We start from the raw sequence: 24623 nt of genomic DNA on the forward strand, positions 1-24623 counted from the left end.
CAGAAGGTACGGGCAATGTTGAAATTTATCCTGCGTCGCTGTTTAGAAGCGATACCAACGTTATTTATTCTAATTACAATTTCCTTCTTTATGATGCGTCTCGCGCCGGGAAGTCCATTCACGGGTGAACGTACGCTGCCACCTGAAGTGATGGCGAACATCGAAGCGAAATATCATTTAAACGATCCTATCTCCACGCAATACTTCAACTATCTGAAGCAACTGGCGCATGGCGATTTCGGGCCGTCATTCAAATATAAAGACTATTCCGTTAACGACCTGGTGGCGTCCAGCTTCCCGGTATCGGCAAAACTGGGTGCTGCGGCATTCTTGTTGGCCGTGGTTCTCGGGGTCACCGCAGGCGTTATCGCCGCGCTTAAACAAAATACCAAATGGGATTATACGGTAATGGGGGTCGCAATGACCGGGGTGGTTATCCCCAGCTTCGTTGTCGCGCCGTTACTGGTGATGATATTTGCCATCACGCTGAAATGGTTGCCCGGCGGTGGCTGGAACGGCGGGGCACTGAAATTCATGATTTTACCGATGGTGGCGCTTTCTCTGGCTTACATCGCCAGTATCGCGCGTATCACCCGTGGTTCGATGATTGAAGTGTTACATTCAAACTTCATCCGTACCGCGCGCGCGAAAGGGTTGCCGATGCGCCGGATTATCTTCCGCCATGCGCTCAAGCCGGCTCTGTTACCTGTGCTCTCGTACATGGGACCGGCGTTCGTCGGTATTATTACCGGTTCAATGGTTATTGAAACCATCTACGGTCTGCCGGGTATTGGCCAGCTGTTTGTTAACGGTGCCCTTAACCGCGACTATTCTCTGGTGCTGAGCCTGACGATCCTCGTGGGTGCGTTGACCATTCTCTTTAACGCTGTTGTCGATGTGCTGTATGCCGTTATCGACCCGAAAATCCGTTACTAACTGGAGCACGCCATGATGTTGAGTAAGAAAAACAGCGAGGCGCTGGAAAACTTCAGTGAAAAACTGGAAGTCGAAGGTCGTAGCCTCTGGCAGGACGCCCGCCGTCGCTTTATGCATAACCGCGCAGCGGTCGCCAGTCTGGTTGTTCTGGTGCTGATCGCGCTGTTTGTGACCCTGGCGCCGATGCTGTCGCAATTCACCTATTTCGATACGGACTGGGGCATGATGTCCAGCGCGCCGGATATGGAGTCCGGCCACTACTTTGGTACGGACTCGTCCGGACGTGACCTGCTGGTCCGCGTTGCCATTGGTGGCCGTATTTCATTGATGGTGGGGATTGCAGCAGCGCTGGTGGCCGTGATCGTCGGCACGCTCTATGGCTCGCTCTCCGGCTATCTCGGCGGGAAAGTGGACTCGGTCATGATGCGTCTGCTGGAGATTTTAAACTCCTTCCCGTTCATGTTCTTCGTGATCCTGCTGGTGACCTTCTTCGGCCAGAACATCCTGTTGATCTTCGTGGCCATCGGCATGGTTTCCTGGCTGGATATGGCGCGTATCGTACGTGGCCAGACGCTGAGCCTTAAACGCAAAGAGTTTATCGAAGCGGCGCAGGTGGGTGGTGTATCAACAGGGAATATCGTTGTCCGCCACATTGTTCCTAACGTGCTGGGCGTGGTGGTGGTGTATGCCTCACTGCTGGTACCAAGCATGATCCTGTTTGAATCTTTCCTGAGCTTCCTGGGGCTGGGCACGCAAGAGCCGCTGAGCAGCTGGGGCGCGCTGTTGAGCGATGGCGCAAACTCAATGGAAGTTTCACCGTGGCTGCTGTTATACCCGGCGGGTTTCCTGGTCGTGACCCTGTTCTGTTTCAACTTTATCGGCGATGGCCTGCGTGATGCCCTCGACCCGAAAGACCGTTAAGGAGCGCCGTCATGACAATTATTGAAACGGCAACTGCGCCACAGGCGCAACAGCGGAGTGACCTTCTGCTGGATGTAAACGATCTCCGCGTCACCTTTAAGACGCCGGACGGGGATGTCACCGCCGTAAACGATCTCAACTTCAACCTGCGCGCGGGTGAAACGCTGGGTATCGTGGGCGAATCCGGCTCCGGGAAATCTCAGACGGCGTTCGCGCTGATGGGGCTGCTGGCCGCAAACGGTGTGATTGGCGGATCCGCCAAATTCAACGGACGTGAGATCCTCAACCTGCCTGAACACGAGCTGAACAAGCTGCGTGCTGAGCAGATTTCGATGATTTTCCAGGATCCGATGACCTCGTTGAACCCGTACATGCGCGTCGGTGAGCAACTGATGGAAGTCCTGATGCTGCACAAAGGGTTGAGCAAAGCTGAAGCCTTTGAAGAGTCCGTTAAAATGCTCGATGCGGTAAAAATGCCAGAGGCGCGTAAGCGCATGCGCATGTTCCCGCATGAGTTCTCTGGCGGTATGCGTCAGCGTGTGATGATTGCCATGGCGCTGCTGTGTCGTCCAAAACTGCTGATTGCCGATGAACCGACCACCGCGCTGGATGTGACCGTCCAGGCGCAAATCATGACCCTGCTGAACGAGCTTAAGCGTGAGTTCAACACGGCGATTATCATGATCACCCACGATTTGGGCGTGGTTGCCGGTATCTGTGACAAAGTGCTGGTGATGTATGCTGGTCGTACGATGGAATATGGCAAAGCGCGCGATGTTTTCTATCAGCCTGCGCATCCGTACTCGATCGGCCTGTTGAATGCGGTGCCACGTCTTGATGCGGAAGGGGAATCCCTGTTGACCATTCCGGGCAACCCGCCAAACTTGCTGCGCCTGCCGAAAGGCTGCCCGTTCCAGCCGCGCTGCCCGCACGCGATGGAGATTTGTAACAGCGCTCCGCCGCTGGAAGAGTTTGCACCAGGCCGTCTGCGCGCCTGCTTTAAGCCGCAGGAGGAGCTGGTATGAACGCATTAGATGAAAAAAGAAATGTGCTGCTCGAAATTGCCGATCTTAAAGTGCATTTCGACATCAAAGACGGTAAACAGTGGTTCTGGCAGCCGCCCAAGACCCTGAAAGCTGTGGATGGCGTAACGCTTCGTCTGTATGAAGGGGAAACGCTGGGCGTGGTGGGTGAGTCCGGATGCGGTAAATCGACCTTTGCGCGTGCCATTATCGGGCTGGTGAAAGCGACCGGCGGTAAAGTGGCATGGCTGGGTAAAGATCTGCTGGGGATGAAGCCCGAAGAGTGGCGCGACGTACGCAGCGATATTCAGATGATATTCCAGGATCCGCTGGCCTCCTTAAACCCGCGTATGACCATTGGTGAAATCATTGCCGAGCCGCTGCGGACCTATCATCCGAAGATGCCACGTCAGGAAGTACGCGATCGTGTTAAGGCGATGATGATGAAAGTGGGGCTGCTGCCAAACCTCATCAACCGCTATCCGCACGAATTCTCCGGCGGCCAGTGTCAGCGTATCGGTATTGCCCGCGCGTTAATCCTTGAGCCGAAGCTGATCATCTGCGATGAGCCTGTCTCCGCGCTGGATGTGTCGATTCAGGCGCAGGTGGTTAACCTGCTGCAGAAGCTGCAGCGTGAGATGGGGCTGTCGCTGATCTTCATTGCGCACGACCTGGCGGTGGTGAAGCACATTTCTGACCGCGTACTGGTTATGTACCTGGGCCATGCCGTGGAGCTGGGCACCTATGATGAGGTGTACCACAATCCACTGCACCCCTACACCAAAGCGCTGATGTCCGCGGTGCCAATTCCCGATCCCGATCTGGAAAAAAATAAAACCATCCAGCTGCTGGAAGGCGAATTGCCGTCGCCGATTAATCCGCCATCAGGCTGCGTGTTCCGTACGCGATGCCCACTGGCCGGGCCGGAGTGTGCGAAAACACGACCGGTTCTGGAAGGCAGTTTCCGACATGCGGTTTCCTGCCTGAAAGTAGACCCGTTATAATCGCAAGGGCTGACATGATGTCAGCCCTTATTTTTTGCGAGGTTACCGTGTTGAGTCTATTCACCTCAGCCCGTCGGCGGCTTTATCATTTTTTATTCGATCCTAAAACGATATCCGGACGCCGCTTCGAAGGGATCTGCGGACTGTTTGCACTCATCAGCGTGGTGGTTATTTTCTTTGAATCGGGAGCCGGGACGCAGTATCACCTGACCTATGATGAATGGCATATTTTTGTCTGGATCGAACTCATTATTACCCTGGTCTTTACTGCCGAATATCTGCTGCGGGTCGTCTGCTGGCCCAACCCGGCGAGATATGTTTTCAGCTTCTGGGGATTTATCGATTTAGCCACCGTCCTGCCGCTCTACGTCATGTGGTTGTGGCCGGAAATTAGCCTGAGCTATGTCTTTGCATGGCGGGCGATGCGCGTTATTCGTGTATTACGTATTCTGAAATTGCTGCGTTTTATGCCGTCTCTGCGGGTCTTCTGGAGCGCAATAGTCAGTGCCCGGCATCAGCTCATTCTGTTTTACTCGTTTATCGCGATCGTCATGATTGTTTTCGGTGCGTTGATGTACCTGATAGAAGGGCCAAAATATGGCTTCACAACGCTGAATGCCTCTGTGTATTGGGCCATTGTCACCGTCACGACCGTTGGCTACGGGGATATCACGCCGCATACGCCGCTTGGACGTATCGTCGCATCGGTGCTGATTCTGATTGGGTATTCGGTGATTGCCATTCCGACAGGTCTTATCACAACCCATATGAGCAGCGCATTTCAGAGCCCCAAACAGCAGCGAAAATGTCCGGGTTGTCACCAGGCTGAACATGAGCTTAACGCCCGCTTCTGTAACCGTTGCGGGAGTGCGCTACCGGATTAAAAAAAAGGCTGCATTCGCAGCCTTTTACTATTCGCGCCAGATGATATGGCACAGCTTATGGTCTTTCTCGCGGCAGAGCAGCACGCGGGCGAAGATGTCATTAATTTCGCCACCATCTTCATCTGCCAGCCCAATCACCACTTCGGCAAAGAAGTCAGGATTGAGATCGTAATCCACGTGCTCAGCCCAGTCTTCTGCAGGGTCGAATAACTCCGCGCCGCCGCGCTCTTCGAACTGCAGATTAAAGAGGATCACATCTGCGGGATCGAGGTTATCAACCGCCAGTTCGAGAAAAATGTCATAGGCCTGCTCGAGCGTTTCGTCTTCGGTCAGGCGATTGTTCAGATCCATTTCCATGATGACTACCTGTTAAACATCGTTGGGCACGTTTTACAGCAACGGACTAAAGAAGTAAAACAGTCGTTCAGCAATTCTCTGCCACAGCGGACGTTTTACCCACAGCCGGGCATCCAGCAAACGTGAACGGGAGATATAATCGTCCTGTACCGCCGCCAGATCACCGCCGAATCCGGCATCATCAATGACCAGCGTGATTTCAAAGTTTAACCACAGGCTGCGCATATCCAGGTTTACCGTGCCCACCAGACTTAACTCACCGTCCACGAGGACGCTTTTGGTATGCAGGAGCCCGCCTTCAAACTGGTAGATTTTTACACCGGCGGCAAGCAGTTCGCTAAAGAACGCGCGGCTGGCCCAGCCCACCAGAAGCGAGTCATTCTTGCGTGGCAGAATGATGCTGACATCGACACCGCGCTGTGCTGCGGTGCAGATTGCGTGCAGCAGGTCATCGCTCGGAACGAAGTAGGGCGTGGTCATGATCAGATATTCACGCGCCGCGTAAGTGGCGGTCAGTAGCGCCTGATGGATTAAATCCTCCGGGAAACCCGGCCCGGAGGCAATGGTATGGATGGTATGTCCGCTGGCCTCTTCAAAGGGCATGATATTGCCATCCGGTGGCGGCGGGAGAATACGTTTGCCGGTTTCTATCTCCCAGTCACAGGAATAGACAATCCCCATGGAGGTGGCAATCGGTCCTTCCATCCTTGCCATCAGGTCAATCCACTGGCCGACACCCGAGTCCTGCTTGAAGAAGCGGGGGTCAACCATGTTCATGCTGCCGGTATAGGCAATATAGTTGTCGATCATGATCATCTTGCGGTGCTGGCGAAGATCCATCCGGCGCAGGAAAACGCGCAGTAAATTGACCTTTAACGCCTCGACCACTTCGATGCCGGCATTACGCATCATCCCTGCCCAGGGGCTACGGAAAAAGGCGACGCTGCCTGCGGAGTCGAGCATCAAACGGCAGTGAATGCCACGACGTGCGGCAGCCATCAGCGATTCCGCCACCTGGTCTGCCATCCCGCCGGGCTGCCAGATATAGAACACCATCTCGATATTGTGACGAGCCAGTTGAATATCGCGGATCAAGGCCTGCATGACATCATCAGAAGAGGTCAGCAGCTGGAGCTGATTGCCTTTTACCCCTCCAATACCTTGTCTGAGTTCACACAGTTTAAATAATGAGGAGGCAACGCTGCTGTTTTCTTCTGCGAAGATGTGTTTACAGGCTTTAAGATCGCTCAGCCATTTGGCGGTGGAAGGCCACATGGCCCGGGCACGCTCGGCACGACGCTTGCCCAGATGAAGTTCACCGAAAGAGAGATAGGCAATAATTCCTACCAGCGGCAGGATATAAATTATAAGAAGCCAGGCCATGGCAGAGGGTACGGCTCTGCGCTTCATCAGGATGCGCAATGTCACACCCGCGATTAACAGCCAGTATCCCAGAATGACCAGCCAACTCACCACGGTGTAGAAGGTTGTCATAGGTAAAAAAATCCTTTTGAAAGCGTATTGTTATGAGTGTACGCATCAGGAATCATCTGGCAAATAAAAACGCCAGGTAAAAGCGCTGGTTTGCTGCAGGGTTGGGTTTATAATGGCCTCTCTTTTAAAGAAAGAGTTGTAGACATGAAGCGCAGTAGAACTGAAGTAGGGCGCTGGCGCATGTTGCGACAGGTGAACCGTCGTAAGGCTCGTTGGCTGGAAGCACAATCCCGCCGCAATATGCGTATACACGCCATCAGGAAATGTGGAATGACCCGGCACCGCAATGCGTTGCTGTTCGCAGTCCAGGATTTCTGAGAACCATCAGGGCACCGCAAGGTGCCCAATGATTTTATGGCGTCTGGTTGTTGGGAATAGCGTCTTTGCAGCGCTATTCCTGTTGTGTTGAGCAAAAGGAGGGAGAAGTGTTTGCGGAGTTTGGCGTACTGAATTTCTGGACATACGTTGTCGGCGCATTTTTTATCGTACTGGTGCCAGGGCCGAATACTTTGTTTGTGCTGAAAACCGGGATTGGTCACGGCGTTAAAAAAGGGTATCTCGCCGCCACCGGCGTGTTTATCGGCGATGCCGTACTGATGTTCCTGGCCTGGGCGGGCGTTGCCGCGTTAATTCAGACCACACCGGTACTGTTTAATATCGTACGTTATTTAGGTGCTTTTTATCTGCTGTGGCTGGGCGGCAAAATGCTTTGGTCGGTCATTACCCGTCAGAATAATACGCATGAAAGCGGTACCGAGCCTGCCAGCATGATCATGAAACGCTCGCTGGTATTGAGCCTGACGAACCCGAAAGCGATTCTGTTCTACGTCTCGTTCTTTGTTCAGTTTATCGATGTGAATGCGAAGAATACCGGTACCTCTTTCCTGATCCTCGCGACCACGCTTGAGCTAATAAGCTTTATGTATATGAGCTTCCTGATCTTCTCAGGCGCTTTTGTCACACGTTATCTGAAAACGAAAAAGAAACTGGCAAAGCTGGGGAACGGCCTGATAGGACTGTTGTTTGTCGGGTTTGCGGCGCGGTTAGCATCGCTGCATTGATTGAAAGAAAGGCTCCTGAGGGAGCCTTTTTTAGTATCAGAACACTTTCTTGTACGGTCGAACCGTCACTTTCGCATAAACACCTGCAGCAACGTACGGATCGGCATCGGCCCAGGCCTGAGCAGCCTCCTGGGATTCAAACTCGGCAATCACCGTGGAGCCAGAAAAACCGGCAGCACCCGGATCGTTGCTGTCGACGGCCGGCATAGGGCCCGCAGTCAGTAAACGCCCTTCATCCTGCAGCAACTGTAAGCGTGCGAGGTGAGCAGGGCGTACAGACTGGCGTTTTTCCAGGGAATCAGCGACATCTTCAGAGTAAATCACGTAAAACACGGTGAAGCTCCTTAACCATTAAAAGTGTCAGTTACGTTATGTGAAAGGACAACTGACTGCAATGTAAAATAAAAACAATGTTAATACCCTGATCTGAATGCCTCTTTTTTGGCCTCTCCCGCGCCTAAATTGCGCCAGAACAAAGTGTCTTATTGAATATGATTGCTATTTGCATTTAAAATCAGGGTTCGGTTTTTTAACGTTGATGATTATGACTTCGATGACCCTTGTTTTACCTCGCCGCTTTCCCTGGCCGACGCTGCTTTCTGTCGTGATTCACGGTGCTGTCGTGGCGGGTTTGCTCTATACCTCGGTTCATCAGGTTATTGAAATGCCAGCGCCTTCGCAGCCCATTTCAGTGACGATGGTCTCGCCTGCGGATCTTGAGCCGCCGCAGGTTGCACCACCGCCGCAACCGGTTGCTGAGCCAGAACCAGAACCTGAGCCGGTTCCGGAGCCACCAAAGGAAGCGCCGGTGGTGATCCATAAGCCAGAACCCAAACCGAAGCCTAAGCCGAAACCAAAACCGGTGAAAAAGGTGGAGGAGCGCCCTAAACGGGAAGAACGTCCGGTTGAACCACGCGCTACGCAGAGGGTAGAAAACACAGCGCCTTCGCGTCCGTTGATGAATAACACGCCCGCGACCGCAAAACCGACGCCAACTGCGCCCGCTGGCCCGCGCGCCGTGAGCCGCAACCAGCCGCAATATCCTCCTCGTGCTCAGGCGTTGCGCATTGAAGGTCGCGTGCGGGTCAAATTTGACGTCACCCCGGACGGGCGTGTTGATAACGTGGAAATCTTGTCTGCTCAGCCTTCAAATATGTTTGAGCGTGAGGTGAAATCGGCGATGCGCAGATGGCGTTATGAGCCAGGCAAACCAGGCAGTGGGTTGATCGTTAATATTGTTTTCCGCCTGAACGGCGGGGCGCAGATGGAATAAGAAAAGCCTCCGAAAGGAGGCTTTTTTATGCCTGAAGATCAGGCCTGAGGCAGCTGGCGGGGTTTGCCCTCGCTATCGACTGCCACATAAATAAACAGCGCTTCTGTTGCTTTATAACGCTGTCCAATCGGTTCAGATGAGACCTTTTTCACCCAGACTTCAATGTTAATGGAAATGGAAGTATTACCGCGCTTGACGCAACGTGCATAGCAGCAGACCACATCACCCACCGCGACCGGGCGCAGGAAGGTCATCCCGTCCACCCGGACGGTCACAACGCGACCATGCGCGATCTCTTTTGCCAGAATTGCGCCGCCCATATCCATTTGCGACATCAGCCAGCCGCCAAAAATATCGCCATTGGCATTCGTGTCCGCAGGCATTGCCAGTGTGCGTAAAACCAGTTCGCCCTGAGGGGCGTCATTTGTTGTCATTGTTTTAAACTCGTAACTGAAGACTTCAGGCGGGATGCTACTATGATTTTTGGCAGGAGAGAATAGACCAGAACGCCTGTTGTGCACGTTCTGGTCGGGGATTCATCAGTGTTTATCATCCTGCGGCATGTGCCGGTAGATATAGACACCGCTTAACAGAGTGAAGATGAGCGTCAGCGCCGTCAGGCCAAAGACCTTGAAGTTGACCCAGATATTCTGCGGCAGCCAGAAGGCGATGTAGATATTCGCCAGGCCGCAAAGAATAAAGAACAGCGCCCAGGCGATATTCAGACGAGACCATACTTCCTGTGGCAGCGTCAGCTCTTTACCCAGCATGCGCTGGATAAGTGGCTTTTTCATTACCCACTGGCTGATCAGCAACGCACCGGCAAACAGCGCGTAAATCACGGTGACTTTCCATTTAATGAATTCATCGTTATGGAAGAACAGCGTCAGCCCACCGAACACGGCCACCAGTGCGAACGTAATCAGAGCCATTTTTTCGACTTTACGATAGCGAACCCAGCTGTAGATCAGCACGATAGCGGTAGCAACGATCAGCGCCATCGTGGCTGCATAAATGTCATACAGCTTATAAAACGCGAAAAACACGACCAGCGGTAAAAAATCAAGAAACTGCTTCATTCTGTGATTCCATCTTCTGTGTGTGGCCGGGGGCTGCGATGCACCCGGCCACAGGATTACTGACGAATTAACATATACAGGCGGAACAGATAAACCAGCAGTATCGCTGAAATCAGATTACTCAGCGTGTTGGCTACCACCGCACCGACGTTCGGCGTTAAGACTGCAAAGTTTGGGGCAAACAGCAGCAGGAGCGTTTTGGCCAGCAGCCAGCTAATTACGGCCGGTGCCACCAGGCGCATATTGGCCCATGCCAGTTTGATGCTGCTGCGCATGGCAGTAAAGATCCCCATTTTGTCCTGCACCACCATCACCGGAGCGAACGCGAGGACGATAGCCAGCAGCACGCCTGGAACCACAACGAGCATGATCCCCATCTGCACCAGCAGGGTGGTTAAAAAGATGAGGATAAACAGCTTAGGCAGTACCGGCGCGCTGGCACCGATCGCCCGTAAGGCGCTGACGCGGTGGCCTGCAGAAACCAGCTGGATCATCAGCAGAACGCCGCCCGCGAGAATGGCATTGCCGATCAGTCCAGAGAAAGTCGATGCCGCAGAGGCCCGCAGCAGGATTTGCTGCTGCTCTGGCGTCATGTTTTGCACCAGCTCAAACAACCCCACGCTCCCTGCAAGATGGTCGCCCTGGCTCAGGCTGGCGATCTGTTCGTCACTCGGAGAGAACGCGTGACCCAGCACCACCGTAATAAAGGCGCATAACAACGCGATCAGTAAAAAGGTTACGAACTGATTGCGGAAAAAGTTTCCCGTGTCACGGTAGACAGACTTCGCCGTGATAGACATGCACTCTCCTTGAGTATTGCAGGTGTTAATTAGCCGGCAATTGTACACCGGATAACGCGGTCGTGGCAGCATCAAGGCTTGTATGGAAAAGCATATCTTTGTAAAGCGGCGGTAATCCGAAGCGCGCGCGGGCGCGATTACAGGCTTCGTTGACCTGACCCTCTTCGCCAGACATCGTAAAGTCCCGACACGGGCTGGGGCGATCCTCATAGATGGAGCAGCGGGTCGACACACCTGGCTCGCCTTGTAACGCCACACAGCGGGCCTGCTTTTGATTCGTACCGCTCATGCAGCGCAGAAAGGGGGATAACGGTTCAGTGAGATGAACCGGAACGGTGCCGCCGCCATCGCTGGCTTCGGCCCAGTAGAAAGAGACTCGAAAATACGCACAACAGGCTCCGCACGTCATGCACGGGTTCATATCACTCATGGCACACCTGCAAAAAAGAACGCATCAAATCACATTGTGAGAGCGCTAAATTATCCAGCCGCCATTCGAAGAGCAAGAGGGGGGAAACAGAAAATTTTGTAACCGGGAAATGCCAAAAATTGACGTAAGAACAACTTTTGGCCTTACGGTGTGTCACCAAAAATTAACCCAGATCAATGAATGTTAAGTTACTGGTTTTAATGTGATCTGTGACAGATCACTTATTACTCATTTGTGAGTATATTCTCATCCGCAGCTAAAACCACAACGATGGAGCGGATATGAAAAAATTAGCGGTGGCAGCCCTTATCTTAAGCAGTCTCTCTGGCGGCGCGTATGCGCATGAAGCAGGTGAATTTTTTATTCGTGCCGGTTCGGCAACGGTACGTCCAACTGAAGGTTCTGATAACGTGCTGGGAATGGGTGGCTTTAACGTCAGCAACAATACCCAGTTAGGTTTAACATTCACGTATATGGCGACGGATAACATTGGCGTTGAGCTTCTGGCAGCGACGCCATTCCGTCATCGCGTAGGTTTAGGCCCAACCGGTGATATCGCCACGGTGCACCATCTGCCGCCAACGTTGATGGCGCAGTGGTACTTTGGTGACTCAAGCAGCAAACTGCGCCCCTATATTGGCGCGGGCGTGAACTACACCACCTTCTTTGATGAGAAATTCAACGATACCGGTAAAGAGGCCGGACTGACCGATCTCAGCCTGAAAGATTCATGGGGCGTGGCAGGACAGGTGGGGATGGACTATCTCATTAACCGCGACTGGTTAATTAACGCCTCGGTCTGGTATATGGATATCGATACCGATGTCCGCTTCAAGGCAGGCGGACAGCAACAAAGCATCAGTACCCGTCTGGATCCGTGGGTATTTATGTTCTCTGCGGGTTATCGTTTCTGATTCTACTTTCCGGGACTGGCCAGAACATGGCCAGTCTTTCTACCGGCTTACCTCTACGGTTGCCCCTCCATGTTCCAGCGGGCAGAACCCATATCCTGAAATACACGCTCGTCTGTGAAGGGCGGGAAGGTGGCCCGTGTTGCCGCGTCGGCTAAAGCCTGGCAATACGCTTTGTCTCCGCCTTTTATCTCCAGGTTCTGCAGTAGCCCGTCGACGGTAAATTCGAGATGCATGTTGCATTGCTTACCATTCCAGGCGTGTGGATCGGCCAGCGCCGAGTCCAGCGCTTTCTTTATCGCGGCAGCCTGTTGACCATAGATATCCTTATCGGAGACTTTACCGGACTGCTTATAGGAGCACGAGTCGAGAGCGGTTTTCTTCTGACAACCTTCAGGCGCGAGAGGAGCACAGCCCGTTATTGCTGTGGCAAGGCATACCAGCATCACTACTTTTTTCATTGTTAAGTCCGTTTATCGAAAATTTTATTGTAAAACGTTTTAAATAAGCCCCGGTATACCGGGGCTTAAGTTTCTCACCAGCCTCGCTAGCGTACAACCAGCACCGGGCATTTTGCATGGCGTACCACAACCGCCGCGTTTGAACCTAAAAGGTAGGTTGTGATATCAGGTCGATGGGATGCAATGATAATGAGGTCAGCGTTGATACTGTCAGCCAGCTTCAGGATCTGATCTTTAGGCGCACCTGAAATGGCGTGTGTCTCCACACGATCGGCAGGTAAATTAAACTGCTTAACCATCTCTTTGAGCTTCGTAAGGGCTTCCTCCTGAATCTCCGCCAGCTTTGGCATTTCAACCGAATACGCCAGCCCAAGCGATGAATAGTAAGGGAAAGAAGGCACTACCGTCAGAAAATGGATTTTTCCGTTACCGATTGCTGCGTTTGCCTGAACATAGGGAATCACCTGTTCGGTCAGACGACTTTCAGAGATATCGACAGGGACTAAAATTGAATTAAACATACCTCACCTCCTGTTTGTTTTTTATCCACTTTAAGTGTAGTGCTACCATTTACAGAGGCGCTGTGTTCGCCATCAAAATGGGAGGTGAGGCAGCTTTTTTGACGGGGGGACGCCCCCCGTCACCTGGCGGTTTACTTCTGGATAAGATAGCGAATGGTCGGGCCATCCTGCTGAATATCCAGTACGGTGTAACCGTGGTTTTTGGCATCCAGAGGAATGTTGTTGATGGACTGCGGGCAGTCGCTCACCACTTCCAGAATTTCCCCTTTTTGAAGCTGCGGGAGCGCTTCAAGCGTGGCGACAGCCGGGTAAGGACACGGTTCACCGACCATATCAAGGCGGTAGTCAGGCACAATCTCTTTCATGCTGCATTCTCCTGGGGTTCAGGTTTAACCGTGGCACGGCGAAAGAAGCGTTTCTCTTGCGCGACAACCAGTAAAAAAGCGACCAGCAGCAGGGCGTAGGTCACCAGCAGTCCACCGAGCGGGCCAAACGTGCTGAGCAGATTCACCTTGTCCCAGTTCGTGGCCAGCACCGGAGACAAATCGTCCCAGTACCAGGCCAGCAGGGTGGAGCCGATGACGTTCCCCAGACCTACCCACCAGTAATGCACCTGACCTTCAACCGCGCGGTACATCCAGCCGGTTTCACACCCGCCAGCCAGTACAATTCCGAAGCCAAACAGCAGACCGCCAATCACCGCGTTCGGACCAGCCCACATGATTTTCGGCTCAACACCCAGCTGCACATAGCTGAAGATGCCAATGGCGCTCACCGCCATGCCCGCAATAATCGCTTTGGCCATCATTGTACGGCCGGTGATCCACATATCGCGAAACGCCGAGGTGAAGCAGATCTGCGCACGTTCTATCAGCAGGCCGAAACCGACACCGAACAACATGGCCAGACCCAGCTTAGGCTGGTTGAGCGCCGTACAGAGCGCCCAGGCGACCATGGCGAAAAAGACCAGCATGCCAAGACGAAAACGACGACGCGCCTGAGAAGGCTTTTGCGTCAGCGGCGAGGCAGCGCTGACCTTCACCATTTTGACCGGAATGCGGAACAGCGGCAGGAGGGTAAACTTCGCGCCAAAGTAAGAGCCAATCGCCGTGGCGACAGCAAAAAACCAGGCGTGCAGCGAAAACTGTGGAATGCCGGTAAAGAAAGCGGCCAGGTTGCACCCCATCGCCAGACGGGCGCCGAACCCGGCAATCATGCCGCCGACAATCGCCTGCATAACGCGTATCCGGCTTTTAGGCATTCGCAACTTAACGTTGTTAGCCCACAGCGCGGCGGCAAAACAGCCCCCGAACATGCCGATAATCATCATACCGTCGATGCGGGTCAGCGGCGTGCCGTCCAGATGAATAAGCTTAAAGTAACCCCACTCCTCGGTATGTACGCCAGCGAGCTGCAGCAGTTGCCCACCCCAGCGGGTGAATTCGCCGGTTACGGCCCAGAAGGTGCCGGTAATGCCGAAATAGTAGGTGGAAAGGATCCCCGCCGCGATGACGGCCGGTACTGGTGACCAGAACTTAACCAGGTAAGTCTGTTTGAAGTATTGCCATGACATGAGTAAGCCTCTGAACTCAGAAGGTTTAAAGCCGAAAAGAGACCAAATCATACGCTTACGGCAAGGTTTGAAAAGCCATTCACGCCGAAAATATCGATGGGATCAATTTTGGCGTAACGCTTAAGTGATAGCGGGAATATAAGAGGAAGACCGTCTGGCTGAGTCGCCAGACGGTGGAAGGATCAGGCTTTACGCGTTGCGGCTTTCATCGCCGTAACAAATGCTTTGAGTTCAGCCAGCATCTGATCGGGTTTGTCCACGTTCTTCTCAATGATTTTGACGATAGCAGAGCCGGAGATCGCGCCTGCCGCTTTTGCGTCAATTGCCGCCGTAACCTGATCCGGGGATGAAATCCCGAATCCCTGCAGCGGAGGTGCTGCGTGGTATTCAGCCAGTTTTTCTACAAGATGATGCAGCGGCAGCGCGGCTTTGTTTTCAGCACCCGTCACGCCCGCGCGGGAGAGCAGGTAGGTGTAACCACGGCCGTAAGAGGCAATCTGGCGCAGCAGTTCGTCATCGGCGTTTGGCGGGCAGATGAAAATCGGCGCCACGTTATGACGCATAGCCGCCTGGCGGAACGGTGCAGATTCTTCAACCGGGACGTCGGCCACCAGCACGGAGTCAACGCCGACCCGCGCGCACTCGGCATAAAATTCGTCTATTCCGCGGTTAAACACCAGGTTGGCATACATCAGCAGGCCAATCGGAATGGTCGGGTGCTTCTGACGGATCGCGGCCAGCATCTCAAAACACTGCGTTGGGGTGACGCCCGCGGCAAAGGCACGCAGGGTGGCGTTCTGAATGGTCGGGCCATCCGCCAGCGGGTCAGAGAACGGGATCCCCAACTCCAGCGCATCGGCACCGGCTTCAATCAGAGTGTCGATAATTTTTAGCGACTGCTCCGGGCCCGGATCGCCCAGCGTGACGAAGGGAACGAACGCGCCTTCCTGGCGGGATTTCAGTTGTGCAAATGCGTTATCGTAGCGTTCCATCAGATTTCCCCTCGTGCTTTCAGAATATCGTGAACGGTGAAGATATCTTTATCACCGCGACCGGAAAGGTTAACGACCAGCAGTTGCTCTTTTTCCGGGTTTTCTTTCATCATTTTCAGCGCATGCGCCAGAGCATGCGAGGACTCCAGTGCCGGGATGATCCCTTCGCTGCGGCACAGCGTCTTAAACGCTTCCAGCGCTTCGTCATCGGTGATGGAGACGTAGTCCGCGCGTCCGGTGCTGTTCAGGAATGCATGCTGTGGCCCGACGGACGGGAAATCCAGACCGGCAGAGATGGAGTACGACTCTTCAATCTGACCTTCATCGGTCTGCATCATTGGCGCTTTCATGCCGAAGTAGATCCCCACGCGGCCATGTTTCAGCGGTGCGCCGTGCTCACCGGTTTCAATCCCGTGACCCGCTGGCTCCACCCCGATCAGGCCAACACGGGTTTCGTCGATAAAATCAGCGAACATCCCGATGGCGTTTGATCCCCCGCCCACGCAGGCAATCACCGCGTCCGGCAGACGGCCTTCTTTTTCAAGGATCTGCGCTTTGGTCTCTTCGCCAATCATGCGCTGGAATTCACGCACGATAGTCGGGAACGGGTGCGGGCCAGCGGCTGTGCCGAGCATGTAGTGCGCGGTTTCATAGCTACCAGACCAGTCGCGCAGCGCTTCGTTACAGGCATCTTTCAGCGTGGCTGAACCACTGTGAACCGGGATCACTTCTGCGCCCATCAGACGCATACGGAATACGTTCGGAGACTGACGCTCAACGTCTTTCGCCCCCATATAGATACGGCATTTCAGGCCAAGCAGGGCGCTTGCCAGTGCTGATGCCACGCCGTGCTGACCCGCGCCGGTTTCGGCGATGATCTCGGTTTTGCCCATCCGTTTTGCCAGCAGCGCCTGTCCTAACACCTGGTTGGTTTTATGCGCGCCGCCGTGCAGCAGGTCTTCACGCTTGAGGTACAGCGTGGTTTTGGTGCCGGCAGTCAGGTTACGGCATTTGGTCAGCGCAGTTGGACGGCCCGCGTAGTTTTTCAGCAGGTCGGTAAATTCAGCCTGAAACGCTGGATCTTTCTGTGCGCTCACAAACGCTTCTTCCAGCTGGCGCAGTGCGGGCATCAGGATCTGCGGAACGTACATCCCACCGAACTCACCAAAATACGGGTTTAGTAATGTCGTCATTTTTTCTTCCTTAATATGCACGCAGAGTTTTAAATACCGAGGCCAGCTTACTGGCATCTTTGATGCCCGGTTGCGACTCTACGCCTGAATTGAAATCGAGGCCCGCGCAGCCGGTTTTGGCTGCTTCCACACAGTTGTCCGGGCTAAGTCCACCCGCCAGCAGGACATTGTCCAGCACTTCGCCGTTCAGCAGTGACCAGTCAAAACGCTGGCCTGTACCGCCCTGGCCGTTATCGAGCACGTATTTATCAACATGATTCAGGTTACGTGCTGGCAGGGTGCTGCCCACGCTCTGCGCTTTCCAGATCTGAACCTGAGGAGCCAGCCCGGCACGCAGGGCATCGATGTATGCCTGATCTTCATCACCGTGCAGTTGTACTGCACTCAGTGATAACGCTTCGGCTTTTGCCGTAACGTCCGCAATATCAGCGTTACGGAAGACGCCCACATAGCTGAGGGGGGCTGCCGCTATCACCTTGCGTGCCTGTTCATCGCTCACCGCACGCGGTGAGGCGTCCACAAAGATCAACCCGCCGTAAATAGCCCCCGCCTCATAGGCGGCCTGGGCATCCTGTTCGCGGGTTAAGCCACACACTTTGTTTTCACCCAACAGCACCCGACGCACTGCGGCATTGAGATCGTCATGTGCCATCATCGCGGAGCCAATCAGAAAACCGTTGGCAAAGTGGCTCAGCTCACGCACCTGGGCGTAGCTGTTGATCCCGGATTCACTGATAACAGTCACGCCAGAGCCCAGACGCGATGCCAGCTGACGCGTACGATTCAGGTCAATTGACAGATCGCGCAGATCGCGGTTGTTAATCCCGACCACTTTCGCCTGCAGTGCAATGGCTCGCTCCAGCTCTTCTTCGTTGCTCACCTCGGTCAGCACGCCCATGTTGAGGCTGTGCGCCACCGCAGCCAGCTGGCGATACTGCTCGTCGTCGAGCACCGAGAGCATCAGCAGGCAGGCGTCAGCCTGGTAAAAACGCGCCAGCCAGATCTGATACGGGTCGATAATAAAGTCTTTGCACAGAATCGGTTGCGGCGCGATGCTGCTGACAACAGGCAGAAAATCGAAGCTGCCCTGGAAATATTTCTCATCCGTCAGCACAGAGATCGCCGACGCATGATGCTTATAAATGCTTGCAATACGCGCCGGATCGAAATCCTCACGGATAACGCCTTTCGACGGGGAGGCTTTTTTGCACTCAAGAATAAATGCGGTGCGCGCGCCCTGCAGGGCATCATAGAAACGACGGCTGCTTGGGACGACGTCGTTCTGAAAACTGGCAAGCGGCTGCTGCGCTTTGCGGGCTTCCACCCAGATGGCCTTATCGGCAACGATTTTCGCTAAAACGGTCTGCATTCTTTACCCTCTTGCCGCAAGTGCGGTAACGCGATCGTAAGCTGCACCAGAGCGCAGTACGTCCAGAACTTTTTGTGCGTTGGCTTTGAGATCCTCTTCGCCGTGCAATCGCATCAGCATGGCGACGTTGGCTGCCACGGCTGCCTCATGGGCGACCTCTCCCTTACCTTGTAATAAGCGCGTGAGAATGTCACGGTTTTCTTCCGGCGTGCCGCCTGCCAGTGCCTCCTGATGATACGGCGTTAAACCAAAGTCGGCGGCTTCCAGCTGATAGCTCAGGATTTCGCCATTGCGCAGTTCCGCAACGAGAGTTGGCGCGTGAAGGGACACTTCATCCATTCCCCCGCTGTGAACTACTGCCGCGCGCTGATAACCGAGCACGCGCAGGGTTTCGGCAATTGGCAGAACCAGTTCCGGGCTGTAAACACCAATCAGCGCCAGCGGCGGGTGCGCCGGGTTGATCAGCGGCCCCAGTACGTTAAACAGCGTGCGTGTTTTGAGTTGCTGACGAACCGGCATCGCATGGCGGAAACCGGTGTGATACTTCGGCGCAAACAGGAAGCAGACGCCCAGATCGTCCAGCGCTTCACGGGAGCGTTCGGCGTTCATATCCAGGTTAATGCCGAAGGCAGCCAGCAAATCGGACGAGCCCGAGCGGCTGGAGACGCTGCGGTTACCGTGTTTCGCCACCTTCAGGCCACACGCCGCGGCCACGAAGGCACTGGCGGTGGAGATATTGATGCTATTGCTGCCATCACCCCCGGTGCCGACGATATCCGCAAACTGATAATCCGGGCGCGGGAAGGGGGCGGCATTTTCCAGCAGGGCCGTGGCGGCACCGGCGATTTCTTGCGGGCTTTCGCCGCGCACTTTCATGCTTACCAGCGCGGCCGCCAGCTGTTCAGGTTTCAGCTCACCGCGAACCACGGCAGAAAAGAGCTGGTGGCTCTCCTGCTGGCTCAGGGTCTGCGCCTGATACAGCTTTTCCAGAATCGGTTGCAGCGTGTTGGTCTGCTCCAGTTTCTGCAACGCCCAGTCCAGCGTCTGCTCCAGCAGTCGCGCGCCATGGGTCGTGAGAATCGACTCCGGATGGAACTGCATGCCGCAGACGCGATCCGCATCGTGACGCACGGCCATTACCATCCCTTCAAACGAGGCGTTAATGGTCAGCCCGGCCGGGATGTTGCTGCCCACCAGGGAATGATAGCGCGCAACCGGCAGCGGATTTGGCAGGCCAGCAAACATCGCCTGGCCGTCATGTTCAATGCTGGAGGCTTTGCCATGCAGGATTTCACCTGCCTGACCCACGTAGCCGCCATAGGCTTCCACAATCGCCTGGTGACCCAGGCAGATACCGATAATCGGCAGTTTACCGCGCATACGGGTCAGCAGCTCCGGCATACAGCCCGCTTCACTGGGGACACCTGGGCCAGGAGAGAGCATCAGCACCGGGTTTTGCATGGTTGCCAGACGGTCTATCAGCGTCTGTGCCGGAACATGGTTACGATAGATAACGACGTTGTGACCATTCGCACGCAACTGATCTGCCAGGTTATAGGTAAAAGAGTCGATGTTATCGAGCAGCAGAATGTCAGCCATCAGAAAATCTCCTGTGCGTGATGTGCGGTAGCAATGGCGCGCAATACCGCGCGGGCTTTACTGCGGGTTTCGTCAGCTTCAGACTGCGGAACAGAATCCAGAACAATCCCTGCGCCTGCCTGCACGGTAGCGATACCGTCCTCAACGTAGGCGGAGCGGATCACAATGCAGGTATCCAGATCGCCATGGGCGGTGAAGTAGCCCACTGCACCACCGTAACTGCCGCGACGGCGCCCTTCAGCCGCCGCGATCAGCTGCATGGCGCGGACTTTCGGCGCGCCGCTCAGCGTGCCCATGTTCATACAGGCGCGGTAGGCGTGAAGCACGTCGAGGTCGCTGCGCAGTTCGCCCACCACGCGGGATACCAGATGCATAACAAACGAGTAGCGGTCGACCTTGGTCAAGTCCGCCACGTAGCGGCTGCCAGGGGTACAAATGCGCGCCAGGTCGTTACGGGCCAGATCAACCAGCATCAGATGCTCGGAGAGCTCTTTATGGTCGGTACGCATTTCCAGCTCAATGCGGCTGTCGAGATCGCGATCCAGCGAGCCATCGGCTCGACGGCCGCGTGGACGGGTTCCGGCAATCGGGTAGATCTCAATCTGGCGGCTGGTGGCGTCATATTTCAGTGAACTTTCAGGGGATGCGCCAAACAGGGTGAAATCGTTGTCCTGCATAAAGAACATGTACGGGCTTGGGTTGCTCTTTTTCAGCACGTCATAGGCCGCGAGCGGCGACGGGCAGGGCAGAGAGAAACGACGGGAAGGAACAACCTGGAAAATTTCTCCGGCGCGAATCGCTTTTTGCATCTGGCGAACCACGGCACCGTACTGATCGTCGCTCTGATTAACCTCACAGGTCATTTTCTCGACACGATGTACAGGCAGCGCAGGCGGCGCTTCGGTCATTTGTTGCTGCAACTGCTCAATACGCTGCTCAAGGCGTTTTTTCTCTGTCGCGGATGGCGTGAAGAGGCTTGCCTGAATACGGGTGTTTTTTTTCTGGTGGTCGATCACCAGTAAGGTTTCGGCCAGGTAGAAGCAGTAGTCGGGGCAGCGGTTACCCTGTTCAATGTCCGGTAAATCTTCGAACCCGGCCACCAGGTCGTAAGCAAACAGCCCGCCAAAGAACATTGCTTCGCGTTCATCTTCCGGCACGGTGACCAGATTTTGCAGCAGACGGAAGGCATCAAAAACGGAAAGAGAGCACAGGCGTGCGTCTTCGTCCAGCAGCTGGCTCACCGGCGGGAAGTGCAGAACGCGCATTTCAGGATGGTTTTCATTTTCGATACCAGCAGGCAGGCTCGCATCCAGTAACGGCAGCAGAGCCGCACCGTTATCCGATAATGCTTTGATAGTGACAGTGTCACCTAGCGCCGTAATGCGCAGCGCGCTGTCCACCAACAGCAGGCTCTTGAGATCGTCTTTGCTGTCAATATCGGCGGATTCCAGTAACAACGTGGCTGGACGCGCACCGCAGACCTGATGAAACAGCGCGGTTGGGTTGTGGCGATAGGCCGCCTCGCTGGTCAGCAATTCGAGGTGTGGTTTGGCTGTTTGCATTATGTTGTTCTCATTTATTCTGTTCAAAAAAAAGCCCGCTGATGAGCGGGCGGGTATCTGTTTGCTGTACGCAGACGTGTGACACTGCCCGGAAATCAGGAAGTGCGCCACCAACCGTGCAGAGTGAAATGTGCAGTCATTTTCAGATACCTTTCTCGTGTGAACTTGCGTACTAGTTAACTAGTTCGATGGCGTATTGTCAACCCTTGATTTCAGAATTTCGTGGCAAGTCGGTATCATGGGCTTTTAAGATGTCTCTAACCTGTGACGGGAAGTGCTTTGAGCGATACCACCTACGCCGTAATTTATGATTTACACAGCCATACCCAGGCCTCCGATGGTCTGCTGACGCCCGAAGCGTTGGTGCATCGTGCCGTTGAAATGCGGGTTGGCACGCTGGCCATAACCGATCACGATACAACCGATGCCATTCCAGCCGCGCGCGCCGAGATTGCCCGCAGTGGTCTGGCACTCAAACTGGTTCCTGGCGTCGAGATATCGACCGTCTGGGAGAATCACGAAATCCATATTGTTGGCCTGAACATCGATATAGACCATCCGGTAATGTGTGCGTTTTTGCAAGAACAAAAAACGCGCCGCAACCAGCGCGCAGAAATGATCGCTGAACGTCTGGAAAAGGCGCATATTCCGGGCGCCCTGGAAGGGGCACAAAGGCTGGCAAACGGGGGCGCGGTAACGCGCGGTCATTTTGCCCGTTTTCTGGTTGAGGCGGGCAAGGCCACAACGATAGCGGATGTCTTTAAACGCTATCTGGCTCGCGGGAAAACCGGATACGTTCCGCCACAGTGGTGTACAATAAAACAAGCTATTGATGTGATTCATCATTCTGGCGGTAAGGCCGTGCTGGCCCATCCGGGGCGGTATAATCTTTCTGCTAAATGGCTGAAAAGACTGCTGGCGCATTTTGCCGAATGCGGTGGCGAGGCGATGGAAGTCTCCCAGTGTCAGCAGGCGCCCAACGAGCGTTCGCAGCTTGCGACCTACGCCCGCCAGTTTGGTTTGCTGGCGTCACAAGGCTCAGATTTTCATCAGCCCTGTGCGTGGATAGAACTGGGACGCAAGCTTTGGTTACCCGCAGGCGTTGAGCCTGTCTGGCAGCTCTGGGAACAGCCACAGCAACTTGAAGAGAGGGAAGTATGAGTCAGTTTTTCTATATTCATCCGGATAATCCGCAGCCGCGCCTGATCAATCAGGCCGTGGAGATCGTGCGTAAAGGGGGCGTTATCGTCTACCCGACGGATTCGGGTTATGCGCTGGGCTGTAAGATTGAAGATAAAGCGGCGATGGAGCGTATTTGCCGTATTCGCCAGTTGCCGGACGGTCACAACTTTACCCTGATGTGCCGGGATCTCTCTGAGCTATCGACCTATGCTTATGTCGATAACGTGGCATTTCGTCTGATTAAAAATAACACGCCGGGCAACTACACCTTCATCCTGAAAGGGACGAAAGAGGTTCCGCGCCGTCTGTTACAGGAAAAGCGCAAAACCATCGGGATGCGTGTGCCGTCTAACCCGATTGCCCAGGCCTTGCTGGAAACGCTGGGTGAGCCGATGCTCTCAACCTCGCTGATGCTGCCCGGCAGTGAATTCACCGAGTCCGATCCGGAAGAGATCAAAGACCGTCTGGAAAAGGTAGTTGAGTTGATTATTCATGGCGGTTACCTCGGTCAGCAGCCGACCACGGTTGTCGACTTAACGGAAGATGCACCGGAAGTGATTCGCGAAGGCGTGGGCGATGTTAAGCCTTTCTTGTAAAGGTGTAAGCAGCTATACTACGCGGCCGTCAAATCAGGGCATAGCCCTGGTTTGACCTGATTCGACGCCTGTGAAGGCGCACAAGATAAATATTAAATCATTTATAATCAATGATTTAATATTTTTCGGTTAATGGTTGTTACCAGCTTGTGTGACAGCCATTAGCCACATCGCGACACTCATCATGTATGTACACCTTTCCCTGCTGTTAATGTCTTCCTTGGTACATGTCTTTACTGGATATCATTACCGAGGGTTTATGACTTCTCATTTCCAAAATCTGTTAGTTGCGCATTATATGCACCCTGGTTAACCTAAGATTAATCCTAATGAATCAAGGGTGAGCATGGCGATCGGCAACAGACAGATTCAAAAGGAATCACCCAAAGAAGAGTTAGATCGCTTGCTGGATGAGCTTGCATTCACGCAGGAACAGCGGGAGTTTATAGAATCCATGCGGCAAGATAACGGGGATAAAAATAAACAGGAGTAGGGTCTATGGCGTGGATCTGTGAAGTGAGCAGCCGTAGTGCTGCCGATATTGCTGTTTGCGTGGTCGGTTCAAGATCAGTAGCCGATCTGTTGGTTTGTAGAGTTGAGTCTCGCAGTGTGTCTCAAGGTATTGATGGGCTATGGTGTGAGGTAACGTCTCGAAGTGTTGCTTCATCGAAAGTAAAGTTTGTCACTTCATGCTATCCGTTCTCTTACATGCAGCATCAAGAGACAACTAATTATCTTTGATCACAAGGAATGAAACTTTGAAAGATTGGTTGCTTAATGTTGATAATCTAACCATGCTTGCTGCATGGGCGGGTTTTGTACTATCCGCTTTCCAGATATTAAAATCCAGAACAGCTCTACGCCTTTTCTTAGGTTGCGATCAGTATGAAGACAGAATTTACGTTTCCAATAAAAGCGCTCACGATGTGACGTTAAGTTCGGCGGGCGTAGTAACCCCAAGCGGACGCCTTAGCGATTGCTCTAACGAACATTGCGATGAATACATGATCAGCCCCATGTTGCCACGTCGATTAAAAGCCCGTGATGAAATGATCTTAGAAGTACCATTCATCAATAAGGCTCACCATAATAAGGTGCATCATCGCGGAGGGGTGTACGTGACTACATCTGATGGGAAGCTGTTCAGTGATGTTAGTTGGCTGCGTCGCCGCTGGTGGTGGATATTGTCTATGATCCTACGTGATTACAAGGGATGATTACTTATGCAACACACCAGATAAAGCTGGTGATTGGTTTGTCTTCCTCTTTCAATCGTTACTCCTCTTCAAAGGTCATTTGACCTGCCCCCACGATTAGATACAACACTCAGTTAGTAACGTCGGAATCTTCATTCTCAGAATGACCCTTTCTCCAGCCCGCTGCAAATTCAGACGGTGTCTGAT

The 24623-nt window shown here is 53.9% G+C and carries 31 protein-coding genes and 1 other annotated feature; of the genes, 14 read left to right on the forward strand and 17 right to left on the reverse strand.

What is annotated here, in order from left to right; translation table 11 throughout:
* Nucleotides 1-15 precede the first annotated feature (15 nt).
* The 5 genes from oppB to ACOTX3_RS08060 are packed head-to-tail and all read left to right on the forward strand — an operon-like array spanning nucleotide 16 to nucleotide 4767.
* Entirely contained in the window at nucleotides 16-936 is a 921-nt protein-coding gene (gene oppB, locus ACOTX3_RS08040; RefSeq protein WP_013096271.1) for an oligopeptide ABC transporter permease OppB, read from the forward strand.
* A gap of 12 nt (nucleotides 937-948) precedes the next feature.
* On the forward strand, nucleotides 949-1857 hold the full coding sequence (oppC, locus tag ACOTX3_RS08045; protein WP_013096272.1) for an oligopeptide ABC transporter permease OppC: 909 nt from the start codon (nucleotides 949-951) through the stop codon (nucleotides 1855-1857).
* 11 nt (nucleotides 1858-1868) lie between these two features.
* Nucleotides 1869-2882 (forward strand): ABC transporter ATP-binding protein, encoded by a 1014-nt coding sequence (locus tag ACOTX3_RS08050; protein WP_013096273.1) that lies wholly within the window; start codon nucleotides 1869-1871, stop codon nucleotides 2880-2882.
* Entirely contained in the window at nucleotides 2879-3883 is a 1005-nt protein-coding gene (gene oppF, locus ACOTX3_RS08055) for a murein tripeptide/oligopeptide ABC transporter ATP-binding protein OppF (protein ID WP_020690924.1), read from the forward strand. The genes ACOTX3_RS08050 and oppF overlap by 4 nt, the downstream gene beginning before the upstream one ends.
* Nucleotides 3884-3897: 14 nt before the next feature.
* Nucleotides 3898-4767 (forward strand): ion transporter, encoded by an 870-nt coding sequence (locus tag ACOTX3_RS08060; protein ID WP_058679382.1) that lies wholly within the window; start codon nucleotides 3898-3900, stop codon nucleotides 4765-4767.
* A gap of 27 nt (nucleotides 4768-4794) precedes the next feature.
* Here the strand turns inward: ACOTX3_RS08060 and ACOTX3_RS08065 are convergent, their stop codons facing one another.
* Entirely contained in the window at nucleotides 4795-5124 is a 330-nt protein-coding gene (locus ACOTX3_RS08065) for an HI1450 family dsDNA-mimic protein (protein ID WP_013096276.1), read from the reverse strand.
* Nucleotides 5125-5157: 33 nt separating this feature from the next.
* Nucleotides 5158-6618 carry a cardiolipin synthase gene (gene cls / locus ACOTX3_RS08070; protein ID WP_020690926.1) on the reverse strand — a complete coding sequence of 487 codons (1461 nt, stop codon included), beginning with the start codon at nucleotides 6616-6618 and terminating at the stop codon, nucleotides 5158-5160.
* Nucleotides 6619-6762: 144 nt separating this feature from the next.
* Between cls and ACOTX3_RS08075 the strand changes: the two genes are divergently transcribed.
* Nucleotides 6763-6936 (forward strand): YciY family protein, encoded by a 174-nt coding sequence (locus tag ACOTX3_RS08075; protein WP_086528096.1) that lies wholly within the window; start codon nucleotides 6763-6765, stop codon nucleotides 6934-6936.
* A gap of 107 nt (nucleotides 6937-7043) precedes the next feature.
* Nucleotides 7044-7679, forward strand: a complete 636-nt coding sequence (gene leuE / locus ACOTX3_RS08080) for a leucine efflux protein LeuE (RefSeq protein WP_013096278.1) — start codon at nucleotides 7044-7046, stop codon at nucleotides 7677-7679.
* A 36-nt stretch (nucleotides 7680-7715) separates the two neighbouring features.
* On the opposite strand, the gene ACOTX3_RS08085 is transcribed toward leuE, so the two are convergent.
* Nucleotides 7716-8012, reverse strand: coding sequence for a YciI family protein (locus tag ACOTX3_RS08085; RefSeq protein WP_008502794.1), 297 nt, complete (start codon nucleotides 8010-8012; stop codon nucleotides 7716-7718).
* A gap of 220 nt (nucleotides 8013-8232) precedes the next feature.
* Here ACOTX3_RS08085 and tonB point away from each other — a divergent pair, with 220 nt between their 5' ends.
* Nucleotides 8233-8952: a TonB system transport protein TonB gene (gene tonB, locus ACOTX3_RS08090; protein WP_058679381.1), complete on the forward strand. Its 720-nt coding sequence runs from the start codon at nucleotides 8233-8235 to the stop codon at nucleotides 8950-8952.
* Nucleotides 8953-8990: 38 nt separating this feature from the next.
* On the opposite strand, the gene yciA is transcribed toward tonB, so the two are convergent.
* From yciA to ACOTX3_RS08110, 4 genes are all read right to left on the reverse strand, one after another.
* Nucleotides 8991-9386, reverse strand: a complete 396-nt coding sequence (gene yciA / locus ACOTX3_RS08095) for an acyl-CoA thioester hydrolase YciA (protein ID WP_013096281.1) — start codon at nucleotides 9384-9386, stop codon at nucleotides 8991-8993.
* A gap of 105 nt (nucleotides 9387-9491) precedes the next feature.
* A complete protein-coding gene (locus tag ACOTX3_RS08100; protein WP_013096282.1) occupies nucleotides 9492-10031 on the reverse strand; it encodes a septation protein A in 540 nt (179 codons plus the stop codon).
* 56 nt (nucleotides 10032-10087) lie between these two features.
* The gene (locus tag ACOTX3_RS08105) at nucleotides 10088-10831 is read right to left on the reverse strand and encodes a YciC family protein (protein WP_013096283.1); all 744 of its coding nucleotides are present in this window, start codon (nucleotides 10829-10831) and stop codon (nucleotides 10088-10090) included.
* Nucleotides 10832-10856: 25 nt separating this feature from the next.
* Nucleotides 10857-11261: a YkgJ family cysteine cluster protein gene (locus ACOTX3_RS08110; RefSeq protein WP_013096284.1), complete on the reverse strand. Its 405-nt coding sequence runs from the start codon at nucleotides 11259-11261 to the stop codon at nucleotides 10857-10859.
* A 281-nt stretch (nucleotides 11262-11542) separates the two neighbouring features.
* On the opposite strand from ACOTX3_RS08110, the gene ompW reads away from it, so the two are divergent.
* Nucleotides 11543-12175 (forward strand): outer membrane protein OmpW, encoded by a 633-nt coding sequence (gene ompW / locus ACOTX3_RS08115; RefSeq protein ID WP_013096285.1) that lies wholly within the window; start codon nucleotides 11543-11545, stop codon nucleotides 12173-12175.
* A gap of 53 nt (nucleotides 12176-12228) precedes the next feature.
* Here the strand turns inward: ompW and ACOTX3_RS08120 are convergent, their stop codons facing one another.
* The 10 genes from ACOTX3_RS08120 to trpL all read right to left on the reverse strand — a co-directional run bounded on the left by ACOTX3_RS08120 (nucleotide 12229) and on the right by trpL (nucleotide 21582).
* Nucleotides 12229-12633 (reverse strand): cell envelope integrity TolA C-terminal domain-containing protein, encoded by a 405-nt coding sequence (locus ACOTX3_RS08120; protein WP_058679380.1) that lies wholly within the window; start codon nucleotides 12631-12633, stop codon nucleotides 12229-12231.
* Between the two features lie 86 nt (nucleotides 12634-12719).
* Nucleotides 12720-13154: a universal stress protein UspF gene (uspF, locus tag ACOTX3_RS08125; RefSeq protein ID WP_013096287.1), complete on the reverse strand. Its 435-nt coding sequence runs from the start codon at nucleotides 13152-13154 to the stop codon at nucleotides 12720-12722.
* Nucleotides 13155-13285: 131 nt separating this feature from the next.
* Entirely contained in the window at nucleotides 13286-13519 is a 234-nt protein-coding gene (gene yedF / locus ACOTX3_RS08130; RefSeq protein WP_013096288.1) for a sulfurtransferase-like selenium metabolism protein YedF, read from the reverse strand.
* Complete coding sequence (yedE, locus tag ACOTX3_RS08135; RefSeq protein ID WP_029883576.1) at nucleotides 13516-14727, reverse strand: selenium metabolism membrane protein YedE/FdhT; 1212 nt, start codon at nucleotides 14725-14727, stop codon at nucleotides 13516-13518. Before yedE ends, yedF begins: the two co-directional genes overlap by 4 nt.
* A 182-nt stretch (nucleotides 14728-14909) precedes the next feature.
* On the reverse strand, nucleotides 14910-15719 hold the full coding sequence (trpA, locus tag ACOTX3_RS08140; protein WP_057071252.1) for a tryptophan synthase subunit alpha: 810 nt from the start codon (nucleotides 15717-15719) through the stop codon (nucleotides 14910-14912).
* Nucleotides 15719-16912, reverse strand: coding sequence for a tryptophan synthase subunit beta (trpB, locus tag ACOTX3_RS08145; RefSeq protein ID WP_013096356.1), 1194 nt, complete (start codon nucleotides 16910-16912; stop codon nucleotides 15719-15721). The genes trpA and trpB overlap by 1 nt, the downstream gene beginning before the upstream one ends.
* Nucleotides 16913-16922: 10 nt before the next feature.
* Nucleotides 16923-18281 carry a bifunctional indole-3-glycerol-phosphate synthase TrpC/phosphoribosylanthranilate isomerase TrpF gene (gene trpCF / locus ACOTX3_RS08150; protein ID WP_058679379.1) on the reverse strand — a complete coding sequence of 453 codons (1359 nt, stop codon included), beginning with the start codon at nucleotides 18279-18281 and terminating at the stop codon, nucleotides 16923-16925.
* 3 nt (nucleotides 18282-18284) lie between these two features.
* Nucleotides 18285-19880, reverse strand: a complete 1596-nt coding sequence (trpD, locus tag ACOTX3_RS08155) for a bifunctional anthranilate synthase glutamate amidotransferase component TrpG/anthranilate phosphoribosyltransferase TrpD (protein WP_058679378.1) — start codon at nucleotides 19878-19880, stop codon at nucleotides 18285-18287.
* Nucleotides 19880-21442: an anthranilate synthase component 1 gene (locus tag ACOTX3_RS08160; RefSeq protein WP_045903110.1), complete on the reverse strand. Its 1563-nt coding sequence runs from the start codon at nucleotides 21440-21442 to the stop codon at nucleotides 19880-19882. Before ACOTX3_RS08160 ends, trpD begins: the two co-directional genes overlap by 1 nt.
* 25 nt (nucleotides 21443-21467) lie before the next feature.
* Nucleotides 21468-21561, reverse strand: a sequence feature (Trp leader region).
* Nucleotides 21538-21582 (reverse strand): trp operon leader peptide, encoded by a 45-nt coding sequence (gene trpL / locus ACOTX3_RS08165; protein ID WP_106993556.1) that lies wholly within the window; start codon nucleotides 21580-21582, stop codon nucleotides 21538-21540. It overlaps the preceding feature by 24 nt.
* Before the next feature lie 139 nt (nucleotides 21583-21721).
* Between trpL and rnm the strand changes: the two genes are divergently transcribed.
* From rnm to ACOTX3_RS08190, 5 genes are all read left to right on the forward strand, one after another.
* Complete coding sequence (rnm, locus tag ACOTX3_RS08170; protein ID WP_058679377.1) at nucleotides 21722-22603, forward strand: RNase RNM; 882 nt, start codon at nucleotides 21722-21724, stop codon at nucleotides 22601-22603.
* Nucleotides 22600-23220 carry an L-threonylcarbamoyladenylate synthase gene (locus ACOTX3_RS08175; RefSeq protein ID WP_013096362.1) on the forward strand — a complete coding sequence of 207 codons (621 nt, stop codon included), beginning with the start codon at nucleotides 22600-22602 and terminating at the stop codon, nucleotides 23218-23220. The genes rnm and ACOTX3_RS08175 overlap by 4 nt, the downstream gene beginning before the upstream one ends.
* Nucleotides 23221-23566: 346 nt before the next feature.
* Nucleotides 23567-23713: a hypothetical protein gene (locus tag ACOTX3_RS08180; RefSeq protein WP_058679376.1), complete on the forward strand. Its 147-nt coding sequence runs from the start codon at nucleotides 23567-23569 to the stop codon at nucleotides 23711-23713.
* A 5-nt stretch (nucleotides 23714-23718) separates the two neighbouring features.
* Nucleotides 23719-23961: a DUF6150 family protein gene (locus tag ACOTX3_RS08185; protein WP_222706833.1), complete on the forward strand. Its 243-nt coding sequence runs from the start codon at nucleotides 23719-23721 to the stop codon at nucleotides 23959-23961.
* 17 nt (nucleotides 23962-23978) lie between these two features.
* On the forward strand, nucleotides 23979-24437 hold the full coding sequence (locus ACOTX3_RS08190; protein ID WP_127869000.1) for a hypothetical protein: 459 nt from the start codon (nucleotides 23979-23981) through the stop codon (nucleotides 24435-24437).
* Nucleotides 24438-24623 lie beyond the last annotated feature (186 nt).

It is taken from the genome of Enterobacter cloacae complex sp. IR5384, from assembly GCF_049237265.1.
GTDB lineage: Bacteria > Pseudomonadota > Gammaproteobacteria > Enterobacterales > Enterobacteriaceae > Enterobacter > Enterobacter cloacae.

Coding starts and splice junctions, on each gene's coding strand:
- oppB (WP_013096271.1), top strand. CDS start 16: ATGTTGAAATTTATCCTGCGTCGCTGTTTAGAAGCGATACCAACGTTA.
- oppC (WP_013096272.1), top strand. CDS start 949: ATGATGTTGAGTAAGAAAAACAGCGAGGCGCTGGAAAACTTCAGTGAA.
- ACOTX3_RS08050 (WP_013096273.1), top strand. CDS start 1,869: ATGACAATTATTGAAACGGCAACTGCGCCACAGGCGCAACAGCGGAGT.
- oppF (WP_020690924.1), top strand. CDS start 2,879: ATGAACGCATTAGATGAAAAAAGAAATGTGCTGCTCGAAATTGCCGAT.
- ACOTX3_RS08060 (WP_058679382.1), top strand. CDS start 3,898: ATGATGTCAGCCCTTATTTTTTGCGAGGTTACCGTGTTGAGTCTATTC.
- ACOTX3_RS08065 (WP_013096276.1), bottom strand. CDS start 5,124: ATGGAAATGGATCTGAACAATCGCCTGACCGAAGACGAAACGCTCGAG.
- cls (WP_020690926.1), bottom strand. CDS start 6,618: ATGACAACCTTCTACACCGTGGTGAGTTGGCTGGTCATTCTGGGATAC.
- ACOTX3_RS08075 (WP_086528096.1), top strand. CDS start 6,763: ATGAAGCGCAGTAGAACTGAAGTAGGGCGCTGGCGCATGTTGCGACAG.
- tonB (WP_058679381.1), top strand. CDS start 8,233: ATGACCCTTGTTTTACCTCGCCGCTTTCCCTGGCCGACGCTGCTTTCT.
- yciA (WP_013096281.1), bottom strand. CDS start 9,386: ATGACAACAAATGACGCCCCTCAGGGCGAACTGGTTTTACGCACACTG.
- ACOTX3_RS08100 (WP_013096282.1), bottom strand. CDS start 10,031: ATGAAGCAGTTTCTTGATTTTTTACCGCTGGTCGTGTTTTTCGCGTTT.
- ACOTX3_RS08105 (WP_013096283.1), bottom strand. CDS start 10,831: ATGTCTATCACGGCGAAGTCTGTCTACCGTGACACGGGAAACTTTTTC.
- ACOTX3_RS08110 (WP_013096284.1), bottom strand. CDS start 11,261: ATGAGTGATATGAACCCGTGCATGACGTGCGGAGCCTGTTGTGCGTAT.
- ompW (WP_013096285.1), top strand. CDS start 11,543: ATGAAAAAATTAGCGGTGGCAGCCCTTATCTTAAGCAGTCTCTCTGGC.
- ACOTX3_RS08120 (WP_058679380.1), bottom strand. CDS start 12,633: ATGAAAAAAGTAGTGATGCTGGTATGCCTTGCCACAGCAATAACGGGC.
- uspF (WP_013096287.1), bottom strand. CDS start 13,154: ATGTTTAATTCAATTTTAGTCCCTGTCGATATCTCTGAAAGTCGTCTG.
- yedF (WP_013096288.1), bottom strand. CDS start 13,519: ATGAAAGAGATTGTGCCTGACTACCGCCTTGATATGGTCGGTGAACCG.
- yedE (WP_029883576.1), bottom strand. CDS start 14,727: ATGTCATGGCAATACTTCAAACAGACTTACCTGGTTAAGTTCTGGTCA.
- trpA (WP_057071252.1), bottom strand. CDS start 15,719: ATGGAACGCTACGATAACGCATTTGCACAACTGAAATCCCGCCAGGAA.
- trpB (WP_013096356.1), bottom strand. CDS start 16,912: ATGACGACATTACTAAACCCGTATTTTGGTGAGTTCGGTGGGATGTAC.
- trpCF (WP_058679379.1), bottom strand. CDS start 18,281: ATGCAGACCGTTTTAGCGAAAATCGTTGCCGATAAGGCCATCTGGGTG.
- trpD (WP_058679378.1), bottom strand. CDS start 19,880: ATGGCTGACATTCTGCTGCTCGATAACATCGACTCTTTTACCTATAAC.
- ACOTX3_RS08160 (WP_045903110.1), bottom strand. CDS start 21,442: ATGCAAACAGCCAAACCACACCTCGAATTGCTGACCAGCGAGGCGGCC.
- ACOTX3_RS08175 (WP_013096362.1), top strand. CDS start 22,600: ATGAGTCAGTTTTTCTATATTCATCCGGATAATCCGCAGCCGCGCCTG.
- ACOTX3_RS08180 (WP_058679376.1), top strand. CDS start 23,567: ATGGCGATCGGCAACAGACAGATTCAAAAGGAATCACCCAAAGAAGAG.
- ACOTX3_RS08185 (WP_222706833.1), top strand. CDS start 23,719: ATGGCGTGGATCTGTGAAGTGAGCAGCCGTAGTGCTGCCGATATTGCT.